The 10787-nt window shown below is 40.3% G+C and carries 11 protein-coding genes and 1 other annotated feature; of the genes, 9 read left to right on the top strand and 2 right to left on the bottom strand.

Annotation, left to right across the window (positions count from 1 at the left end):
• Positions 1–153: 153 nt before the first annotated feature.
• Complete coding sequence (locus LMC10_RS05405; protein WP_229269134.1) at positions 154–828, bottom strand: YoaK family protein; 675 nt, start codon at positions 826–828, stop codon at positions 154–156.
• A gap of 123 nt (positions 829–951) precedes the next feature.
• Between LMC10_RS05405 and polA the strand changes: the two genes are divergently transcribed.
• The 9 genes from polA (at position 952) to rplT (ending at position 9273) form a co-directional block, all read left to right on the top strand.
• Positions 952–3618: a DNA polymerase I gene (gene polA / locus LMC10_RS05400; RefSeq protein WP_229269133.1), complete on the top strand. Its 2667-nt coding sequence runs from the start codon at positions 952–954 to the stop codon at positions 3616–3618.
• A gap of 14 nt (positions 3619–3632) precedes the next feature.
• Positions 3633–4463 carry a bifunctional DNA-formamidopyrimidine glycosylase/DNA-(apurinic or apyrimidinic site) lyase gene (gene mutM, locus LMC10_RS05395; RefSeq protein WP_003670851.1) on the top strand — a complete coding sequence of 277 codons (831 nt, stop codon included), beginning with the start codon at positions 3633–3635 and terminating at the stop codon, positions 4461–4463.
• Positions 4464–4466: 3 nt separating this feature from the next.
• Positions 4467–5066, top strand: a complete 600-nt coding sequence (coaE, locus tag LMC10_RS05390; RefSeq protein ID WP_229269132.1) for a dephospho-CoA kinase — start codon at positions 4467–4469, stop codon at positions 5064–5066.
• Between the two features lie 45 nt (positions 5067–5111).
• The gene (gene nrdR / locus LMC10_RS05385; protein ID WP_003668489.1) at positions 5112–5576 is read left to right on the top strand and encodes a transcriptional regulator NrdR; all 465 of its coding nucleotides are present in this window, start codon (positions 5112–5114) and stop codon (positions 5574–5576) included.
• A gap of 17 nt (positions 5577–5593) precedes the next feature.
• Positions 5594–6955 (top strand): replication initiation and membrane attachment family protein, encoded by a 1362-nt coding sequence (locus tag LMC10_RS05380; RefSeq protein ID WP_229269131.1) that lies wholly within the window; start codon positions 5594–5596, stop codon positions 6953–6955.
• A gap of 20 nt (positions 6956–6975) precedes the next feature.
• Positions 6976–7917: a primosomal protein DnaI gene (gene dnaI / locus LMC10_RS05375; RefSeq protein ID WP_229269130.1), complete on the top strand. Its 942-nt coding sequence runs from the start codon at positions 6976–6978 to the stop codon at positions 7915–7917.
• A gap of 46 nt (positions 7918–7963) precedes the next feature.
• Positions 7964–8100, top strand: a sequence feature (ribosomal protein L20 leader region).
• A 42-nt stretch (positions 8101–8142) separates the two neighbouring features.
• Positions 8143–8655 carry a translation initiation factor IF-3 gene (gene infC, locus LMC10_RS05370; RefSeq protein ID WP_003664107.1) on the top strand — a complete coding sequence of 171 codons (513 nt, stop codon included), beginning with the start codon at positions 8143–8145 and terminating at the stop codon, positions 8653–8655.
• A 22-nt stretch (positions 8656–8677) separates the two neighbouring features.
• The gene (gene rpmI / locus LMC10_RS05365; protein WP_003664106.1) at positions 8678–8875 is read left to right on the top strand and encodes a 50S ribosomal protein L35; all 198 of its coding nucleotides are present in this window, start codon (positions 8678–8680) and stop codon (positions 8873–8875) included.
• Between the two features lie 44 nt (positions 8876–8919).
• Entirely contained in the window at positions 8920–9273 is a 354-nt protein-coding gene (rplT, locus tag LMC10_RS05360; RefSeq protein WP_003664105.1) for a 50S ribosomal protein L20, read from the top strand.
• A 101-nt stretch (positions 9274–9374) separates the two neighbouring features.
• On the opposite strand, the gene LMC10_RS05355 is transcribed toward rplT, so the two are convergent.
• Entirely contained in the window at positions 9375–10706 is a 1332-nt protein-coding gene (locus tag LMC10_RS05355) for an ISL3 family transposase (RefSeq protein ID WP_229268889.1), read from the bottom strand.
• Between the last annotated feature and the right edge of the window lie 81 nt (positions 10707–10787).

Below are 10787 nucleotides of genomic sequence, written 5' to 3'. Positions count from 1 at the left end.
ACCTTCTTTCATGATTTTTGTGGTGAATTGATTGTATAACGAGGGGACAGCAAATGTCTCTTTTTTATACAAAAAAATCTGGCATGGAATCTCCATCCATACCAGAAAGTGTATACCCAAACTTTTTCTTAGCCTTTTTCCTACTTTAAATGATTATTTTTTAGCATTCTTTTTAGTTAAATAATAAGAACTATCAGTTACGAGGATCAAAAAAGTGGCGATCCAGATAGTTTTCATTCGGAAAAGAGGTAGCAACTGCGCAGAAATGATCGCGCCAAGCGTAAAGCAAATCACGATCATCAGATAACTAAAGGCAGCTGATCGTTGCGAACGATCGTGATGAAAGTAGTATTCGCTCCAAGCAACCGTTGCCTTTTTAACACTTCCACTAGTAAAAACACTGTTATAACCGAGCCCTTCGATTTTGCTGAAAGCGGCACTTTGCATTGCAAGACCAAATGAAACGGCTGGTACCATCAGATAGTCAGGAAAGCTATCCGGGAGAAAACCGATAATTGCTCCTACTAATAAAATCGGCAACAGACAAACTACTCGCCAATAATCAGTTCTTAAATGAGCGTGCAGGATGCTGACCATTGCTAATCCAAGAATAAATGCGATCAATGAGCCAAGCCGGTCAACGACGCCGAGAAAATTGTGATTGGCAAGAGCGGCACTAAGAAAAATAATGTTGCCAGTTTGGGCTGCTGCCATTGTGCGCCCACATTTGATATATGTAAAAGCATCGATGAAGCCACCGCTGAAAGTGAGGAGCAGGGCAAAGAGACGTGCTTCTGCAGGCTTTTGATAGTTAATGAGTTTATCCATGAATTTCATCTCACATCTAATGTTTTTTCATTTTAATTATAGCTTAAATCTTTGGTCAAGAAACTAAACCATTACTATATTCTCTGGTACAATTACTATTAGCGATAGAAGGGCGGGAATTAAATGACAAAACAATTATTGTTAATTGACGGAAATAGTATTGTTTTCCGGGCATTTTTTGCCATGCATAATCAAATGGACAAGTTTACAAATAAAGACGGCTTGCATACAGCTGCCATTTATGGCTTTAAGCTGATGCTTGACCATGTGTTGCAAAACTTTAAACCGGATGCGGCTTTAGTAGCCTTTGATGCAGGAAAAGTAACCTTTCGGACGAAAATGTATGATGACTATAAGGGTGGTCGAAACAAGACGCCTAATGAATTGACCGAGCAGATCCCTTATGTGCGCGAATTGATCAAAGACTCTGGGTTACATAGTTATGAATTAGCTAACTATGAAGCTGATGATATTATCGGTACTTTGGCTAAGCAAGCGGATGATGCTGGCTACAAGACGTTGATCGTAACAGGGGATCGGGATCTTACCCAGCTAGCAAGTGAAAATACGACCGTTGCTGTTACCCACAAAGGAGTTACTGATACGGAGCACTATACGCCAGCACATGTCGAAGAAAAATTAGGAATTACGCCGCGCCAAATAATTGATATGAAGGCACTGATGGGTGATTCTTCCGATAATTATCCTGGCGTAACTAAAATTGGAGAAAAAACTGCAATCAAGCTTGTAAAACAGTTTGGTTCGGTTGAAGAGCTTTATGACCATATCGATGACCTCAAAAAGAGTAAGATGAAAGAACATTTGATTGAGGATGAAGAGGTTGCTCGCCAATGTAAGACATTAGCAACAATTCTTCGGGATGCTCCGATCAAGATTGGCTTAGATGATCTGCAATATCAAGGCCCACAAACGGATGACTTGATTAAGTTTTACAAAGAGATGGGCTTTAAATCTTTCTTGAAAAAGATGGATATCGATGGGGCTGGAGAGGAAGACGAAGCTGAGATTGCTCCAATTGACTACACAGTTTTAACTAAAGATAACTTAGATGAACTAGGACAATTAACGGGTGAAGTAAGTTTTTACCTTGAAATGCCAGAAGAAAATTACCATACGTCACCATTCGCTGGTTTTGTGATCGGCAATGAAGGACACTGGTTTACAAGTCGAGATGTGGACCTGCTCAAAGAGGCGCCTCTCAAAGATTTACTCCAGAGTGATAGTGTTAAGAAGAATGTCTTTAATGCCAAGGCACAAATCGTTGGGCTTCATCGCCTCGGTATTCCGCTTGAAAACATTAATTTTGATCTACTTTTGGCATCTTACCTTCTAAATACTAATGATAATAGTAACGACCTGGGACAAGTAGCTCAGGAACACGGTTACGATGATGTCCGAACAGATGAGGAAGTTTATGGTAAAGGTGCTAAGCGCGCTGTGCCTGATGATGATAAGACCTTCTTTAGTCACCTGGCTACGAAGGCGCGGGCAATTGAACAGCTGCGCAAGGATCTTTTTGCCAAATTAGACGAAAATAAGCAAACGCCACTATATACTGATATTGAATTACCGCTAACCCGGGTTCTTGCAAAAATGGAAATCGCGGGTGTCCATGTAGATGCACAAACTTTGAAAGATATGGGTAGTAAATTAACTGAACGTCTATCAGAAATTGAAAGTCAGATCTATCAAGAAGCTGGTGAGGAATTTAATATTAACTCCACTAAGCAACTAGGCCATATTCTGTTTGAAAAATTGAAATTACCAGTGATCAAAAAGACCAAGACCGGTTATTCCACTGCAGTTGATGTGCTGGAGAAGTTAGCTGATAAGTCACCGATTGTTGAGCAAATTTTGGAATATCGTCAAATTGCTAAGCTTCAATCTACCTATATCACTGGATTGCTGAAAGTTATCCATTCAAATGACCAGAAGATCCATACGCGCTACTTACAGACATTAACGCAAACTGGTCGCTTGTCCTCTGTTGATCCTAACCTGCAAAATATTCCAGTACGGTTGCCGGAAGGACGTCTAATCAGAAAGGCATTTGTTCCTAGTCATGAAGGTTGGCAAATCTTCTCTTCAGATTATTCGCAAGTTGAATTACGGGTTCTTGCTCACATCACTGGTGACAAGAACCTTCAGGAAGACTTTAAGAATGGTGAAGATATTCATGCTAGTACAGCTCGCCGAATTTTCCATCTAGCCCCTGATGCCGAGATTGACCGTAATATGCGGCGTCGGGCAAAAGCAGTTAATTTTGGAATTGTTTACGGGATTAGTGATTACGGACTGGCACAACGGATTCATGTTAGTCGTGCAGAAGCTCATGAATTTATTCAAAATTATTTCCATGAATTCCCCGGTGTAAAGAAATACATCAATGAGACAATTGCGTTTGCTAAAGAGAATGGTTATGTTGAGACGATTACTCACCGCCGTCGTTACTTACCAGACATTCATGCCAAAAGTTTCAGCAAGCGATCATTTGCAGAGCGGACTGCAATGAATACGCCAATTCAGGGGAGCGCTGCTGATATCATTAAGATTGCGATGATCCGGATGCAAGATGAGCTTGAGAAACGCCATCTAAAGGCAAAAATGCTCTTGCAGATTCATGATGAATTAGTCTTTGAGGCCCCAAAGGAAGAAATCCCGGTTCTATCGGAATTAGTGCCAAAAGTAATGGATTCGGCCGTTAAGTTGGATGTGCCGCTTAAAGTAGATAGTAAGTATGGGGATACCTGGTATGACCTTAAAAAATAGATCGGAGGAATTAAATGCCTGAATTACCAGAAGTTGAAACTGTTCGCCGCGGTTTGTTGAAGATTGCCGCTAAGCGTAAAATTAACGCGATCGATGTTTATTATGGTAAAACGATTACCAATGACGTTGAAGATTTTCGGCAGGCGTTGATTGGACAGACGATTGAAAATGTTGATCGGCGAGGGAAATATCTTCTTTTTCGTTTTACTAATGATTTGACGATGATTTCACACCTTCGCATGGAAGGAAAATATTACAACCAACCGATTGGCGGACCAATTGATAAACATACCCATGTTGTCTTTGAATTTACGGATGGCACGGAATTATGTTATCAAGATACCCGTAAATTTGGGCGGATGACACTGGTAAAAACCGGTGATGAGATGAATGTCGGCGGATTAAAGACGATTGGCCCTGAACCGACAGAAGACGCCTTTACCTTGCCATACTTTACAGCTGAATTAAAAAAGAGTCGGGGAAAGATTAAGCCATTCTTGCTTAATCAGCGTCATGTCGCCGGTCTGGGTAACATTTACGTTGATGAGGTACTATGGATGACGGGGATAAATCCGGAGCAACCAGCCAATACTTTAACGGCTAGCCAGATTACTGAATTACGGAAAAATATTATCAAAGAACTGGCGACAGCGATTAAGTACAAGGGAACCACTGTGCATAGTTTTACGAATGCATTTGGTGATGCCGGCGCTTTCCAAGATCGCTTAAAAGCTTATGGTCATGCGGGGGATGAATGTCCGCGTTGTGGCACGAAAATGGTTAAAATTAAGGTTGCTGAACGTGGAACGACATTTTGTCCACACTGTCAAGTATTGAAGGAATAAGAAATGACAAAAATAGTTGGATTAACAGGTGGAATCGCAACCGGTAAGACAACGGTAAGCACTATTTTGCGCCAGGCTGGGATTCCGGTGATTGATGCTGACCAAGTAGCGCGGCAAGTCCAGACACCAGACTCGGTTGGGTTAACACGGATTGTCAAAGTATTTGGTCCGAAAGTACTTTTGCCAACTGGGGAGCTCAATCGGCAAGCCTTAGCAAAAATTGTCTTTAATGATAAAGAAGCGTTGAAAAAACTCAATGAGATTCTTCAGCCATTAATTTACGATGCTATCTTTGCGCAGGTTAATACTTTAAAAAAACAGGGGATTCCGCTCGTGGTGTTAGATGTACCATTATTATTCGAGCAACACTATGATGAAGATTGTGATTATGTGGTAGTTGTTTATACTGATCCACAAACGCAGCTTAAGCGGTTAATGGCTCGCGATCACTGTTCTAAAGAGGAAGCGCAAGCGCGAATTGCTGCCCAAATGCCATTATCAGATAAAGAAGCGCGGGCGGATTTTAAAATAAATAATAATGGTGACCAAGCTGCCCTGCAAAAACAAGTCGCATCCCTAATAAATCAGCTAAAAGCAGAGTAAAATGTGGTAAAATAAAGTACTTATACTATAAAGGAGGGGGACACATTGCGCTGTCCACATTGTCACAAAAATGGATCACGGGTTGTCGATAGTCGGCCAAGCGAAGACGGAAGCTTTATTCGTCGTCGTCGTGAGTGCATTCATTGTGGCTTTCGTTTTACAACCTTTGAACGGTACGAGGAAACGCCACTACTAGTAATTAAAAAAGATGGCACGCGCCAAGAATTCAGTCGCCAAAAGATCCTCAATGGGATTGTGCGCTCGGCAGAAAAACGACCGGTTAGTATGGAGCGGTTGACCAAGATTGCAGATAAAGTGGAAAAACAAATCCGGAGCATTGGTGAAAGCGAAGTCTCCAGTCAAATTATTGGTAAATTTGTGATGAACGAATTAAAAGGCGTCGATGAGATTGCCTATATTCGGTTTGCAAGTGTTTACCGCCAATTTAAGGACGTTGACGCCTTTATGAGCGAACTTGAAACCATGATGAAGGCAGAACATAAAAAATAACTTAGGAGGGTTGTAAAATGACTGCAGCAGCTTTTGACCCGCAGGCCGGTTATGTTGTTACGGCCAGCACTGCATTTATTAGTTTTAGTGACCAGACCTTTGCAACATTTTATCAGCCAATTTTAGGACCAGTTGCGTTTAGCTTTTTTTATGCGTTAAAAGCGCGCTTGCTGCCTAATCCTACGATTGCTAACCGGACCTTGCAAAGTGACCTGTTAGCCCAGGTAAATGCTGGGAGCCAACAAGTACTGGAGGCTCTTCATCGTTTAGAGGCAGTTGGCTTAGTTCAGACTTATTTCCAGCACGATGAGATCGGGGACGTATACGTTTATGAATTGCAGCCGACCCTTACTCCAGAAAAATTTTTAGCTGATAACTTGCTGAGTATTTTACTTTTAGAGGAAGTAGGAGATGAAGCATTTGAACGTTTGACTAAGCAAAGTCGGCAATACAAGCTTGCTTCTTCTAACACTTCACTAACTAATGTGAGTCACAACTTTTTTGAAGAATTTCATATTAACTCGCAGTCAATTACTGAAACACCACAAGCGATTTTAACGGCGCGAAAACAGGCACCAGTAGAACAGCAACCCCAGTTAACTGCGGGGATGAGCGATGACTTTGATTGGTCAACCCTCATTCACTTGCTGGCTAATCAGCCAATTGTCAGTGCAGACCTTGAAAATAATCGAGACCTAATATTATTAGAACATCAATTATATGGGATTGATGCACCAACGATGAAGACATTGGTTTTGCGGTCGATTGATCTGCAAACCAATCATTTCAATCCGAAAAAATTTAAGCAAATTGTTGCGTCTGCCTATAATATTGTCTATTCTTCAACGACAAAAGTAGCGGAAAAAGAAGCGCCGGTGACAAATGGAAATAGTGAACTGACTAGTAAAGATCAGGAATTATTGGCGACAGCTAAGGATTACTCCCCAGTCGAATTTCTCCAGGTTCTTAAAGGTCAGACGGGTGGCTACGTAACTTCAGGTGAACGTCATATTCTGACAGGTTTAGTAGCGCAAGAAAAACTTACCCAAGATGCCATTAATATCTTAACGTGGTATGTGATTAGTGACCGGGGAAATTCTACTTTGACTGCTAATTTTGTCGATGCAATTGCCAATAACTGGCTCCAACATGGCGTAATTAATGGGGAGCAAGCCATTGTTCAATTAAAGACTTTTAACAAGCAGTCGCAAGAAAAGAAAAAGGAAGCAAAGACGCCAAAGAAAAATAAGTGGCGCAAAACGATTAAGGAACCGATGCCAGCATGGAGCAAGAAAGACACGAGTGAGTTGATGAAAAAGGCTTCCTCACAAGAAATTGCCAAACTGCGTGAACGGATCGCTAATCGTAAGAAGAAGTAGCAGCTAAAGGAGGTGGCAGCATGCAGTCACTAAACAAAACTTTACAAGAGTTAATGCGCGGTCAAAATATTGCAAACAATATCCAACAAACGATGAAGCAAGTTTATGCGGATAAAGATGTTCAAGCATTCTTAAACGAAAATCGTGACCGTCTTAGTAAAGAAGCAATTAAACGGGGACGATCAAAGCTTTATGAGTTTTTTCATGAAAAGCAATTAATTGAAAAAGGAGTGCCAACTGTTGCCCCGGGATATTCTCCGCAATTGGTTATCAGTGCAGGCCAAATTGACGTAACCTATGTTCCAACTAAACAGTTATTAGAACGCCAACGACAACGTTATATTCAACGACTAGTTAACTCGATTAATATGCCTAAGTTCATTAAAAATGCGTCATATGATGATTATTATTTAAATGAAGATACCCAAACTGATACACGCACAAAGGCAATTCAAGCAGCCATGGACTTTACGGATAATTACCAAAAAGATAATTTTCAACCAGGGCTTTACCTATATGGAAAATTCGGAGTCGGAAAAACATACCTCCTTGGAGCAATCGCTAATGAACTCGCTAAGAGTAAGGGAGTTGCAACAACGATGGTTCATTTTCCTAGTTTTGCTGTTGAAATGCGGAATTCAATTAAGCAAAATAATACTGGCGAAAAATTGGATGCTATTAAACGGGCGCCGATTTTAATGCTTGATGATATTGGAGCCGGTGCAATGACAACTTGGGTAAGAGATGATATTTTAGGAGTGATTTTAGAATATCGGATGCAAGAAGAATTACCAACCTTCTTTAGTTCCAATTTTTCAATGGATGAGTTGCAAAATAACCACCTTGCTATCAATGCGCAAGGCGATAATGAGCCCCTCAAAGCGGCCCGCATTATGGAAAGAATCAAGTACTTATCACGTGAGATTGAAATGGAAGGAAAGAATTTGCGTGATAAGGGATAAAGTTCTTGACATTAAACTTTGAATTTAGTAAGCTAGTAAACGTTGAAAGAAAAAGCAGAAGCACCCGCTTCTCGCCTAGGTGATATCGATCGCCGGGCTGACGAGATGAATGATAATCGACCACTAGGATAAGGTCGTTGTTATGAAGCGGGGTACTTTTGTACCTCGCTTTTTTGCTTGATCTTTCGCTAAAAAAATTGGAGGTGCGTTGCCATAGCACAAGATATGATTGTCAATAACGGTATTCGTGCACGGGAAGTGCGGTTAATCGGTCAAGATGGTGAACAATTGGGCATTAAGTCTAAGCGTGAAGCGCTACAATTAGCTGAAGAAGCTAACTTAGACCTAGTATTAGTTGCACCAAAGGCACGCCCAGCTGTTGCCCGCATTATGGATTACGGGAAGTACCGTTTCGAGATGCAAAAGAAAGAGCGTGAAGCTCGTAAGAAGCAAAAGACGATAACGGTTAAGGAAATTCGCCTTAGTCCATCAATTGATACTAATGACTTTAATGTTAAGTTAAAGCGTGTTCGTAAGTTCATTGAAAAGGGCGATAAGGTACGGATTTCATTACGGTTCCGTGGTCGTGCTATTACCCATAAGGATATCGGTCGTGACATGATTGAACGAATGGCTGAAGAAACTTCAGACATCGCTACTGTTGTTCAACGTCCGAAGATGGAAGGGCGGAGTATTTTCTTAACTCTTGCTCCGGCTGCTGATAAAGCAAAGAATTAATTTAAGAAGGTAGGAATTAGTTATGCCAAAGATGAAGAGTAACCGTGCTGCTGCCAAGCGTTTCAAGCGTACAGCTAATGGTGGATTCAAGAGTGGAAACTCATTCACTAGTCACCGTTTCCACGGTAAGACTAAGAAGCAACGTCGTCAATTACGTGGTTTGAGCATGATGGACAAGACCAACGTAAAGCGTTACAAGAAGTTATTACCATTTAAGTAAACTTCACAAAAATAACTATTTAATATACGTAGGAGGATTTCAACATGCGAGTTAAAGGTGGAACTGTTACGCGTGCACGTCGCAAGCGCATTATGAAGTTAGCAAAGGGTTACCGTGGTTCAAAGCACCGTCTTTTCAAGACTGCTAAAGACCAAGTAATGAAGAGTTACACTTACGCTTTCCGTGATCGTAAGGTCAACAAGCGTAAGTTCCGTGAACTTTGGATTGCGCGGATTAACGCTGCTGCACGTATGAACGACATTAGTTACAGCAAGTTAATGCACGGCTTAAAGGTTGCTAACATTGACATTAACCGTAAGATGTTAGCTGATTTAGCTGTTAACGATGCAGATGCATTTAAGGCACTCGTTGACGAAGCTAAGAAAGCTCTTAACTAAGCCTAAATAATCTTCGGTCGCTTATGATGCGTATGCATGATAAGCGGCTTTTTTAATGGCTCTTTGTCAAGAAGTACTGATGAGAAAATAAAATAATTTTACTAAGCAGCTTGTGCCTGGACTTTGGCATGAGCTGTTTGTTTATTTCGCCAATTTATTGCGATATAGGTATTTGGTAATGCAAGAAGAATTCTAATCCGGAAATTAAAGAAATTACGAAAGCCATAAGCAGTTCGTTTAATAACTTTAATTTTATTATTGGTTCCTTCAACAGGACCGTTTGTATAGGTGTCATATTTGAAACTATTATAGATTTCTTGTTTATGACTACGAAGGGTACGCTGAACTTTCTGTAGTGCTTGCGGAAGGTGTGTCCATTTAATTACGAGTAAGTTTTTTAATTCTTCCTTCCTACGATGAGCAATCGCCATAATTAAGTCTTGATAGTATTCATAAGCTTTTTTTAACTCATTATCAAAACTTAGGAGACGGTGAATAACTTCAACATCGGTTAATTGAGCGTAACTAAAGTTACGTCTTGACCAATAATTATTATATTTAAGCTCATTAGCAGGTGTTAAGAGTAATTTCCAAAAATGCTTAAGTGCACGCCACTCATGAGTGGCAGCACCAGCACGATTCATTACTTGAATCCTGATTTTATTTAATGCACGATACGCTTGAGCAACGATGTGAAAATGATCAGCGATAATTATAGCGTGAGGGAAGAGTTCATGAATTAAGTGACGATATGGAGTGTATAAGTCAACTGTTACTGTTTGAACTGCTAGGCGTGCTGAACGGTCATATCGAAGAAAGTAGTTCCGCAAATAACTATTTTTTCGTGACAGGATAATGTCAAGTGTCCGTTTATTTTCAATGTTCATTAGAATCATACTCATTCCACTGGGCGCAAAGCGACCAGATTTAAAATCATCAAAAGCAATATGGCGAGGCAACCAATGATAGTTAGGTTTGAAGAATTGATCAAGGTTTGTAATGACTCGTCTAATTGTCCAGTTCGAGACATTTAGTTCTTTGGCTAAATCACTTTGTGATTCATTTTTCGTCAGAAGCATCATGGCTCGTTGTTTTATCGCCAAAGAGATATGATCATGATAATTAATATCTCTAACAGCCGCTAATTTAGTAATTACTTCAGGACAAGAAGAGGAAGCTTTACAGATATATTTTTGCTTTTTAATCGACCAGATTGTTGGTTTAAAGTGAAGTTCTGGTCCCAAGCAATTAACTGTTTTATAGCCATTCTTACACATTAAATGTCCACATCGTGGGCAATGCATAGGATAAGTTTGGATAAGATGGACAATGATTTGATTAGGTTGATCTTCAATTGGATTATCAAAGTTCTTTTCATCTAGTTTGAGATAGGGATCTTTAATTCCTAAGATAGTTCTGATAGAATTGTTCATGAAAGATGGTCCTTTCTTAACGAAGACGGGGTCCAACCATCTTTCGCTTTTTTATTTTAAATTTTAAACAAATAAAGCACT

This window comes from Limosilactobacillus reuteri subsp. simiae, from assembly GCF_020784875.1.
In the GTDB taxonomy this organism is placed as follows: Bacteria; Bacillota; Bacilli; order Lactobacillales; family Lactobacillaceae; genus Limosilactobacillus; species Limosilactobacillus reuteri_H.
Note: the sequence above shows the minus strand (reverse complement) of the source record. Positions and strands in the feature narration are given on the sequence as shown.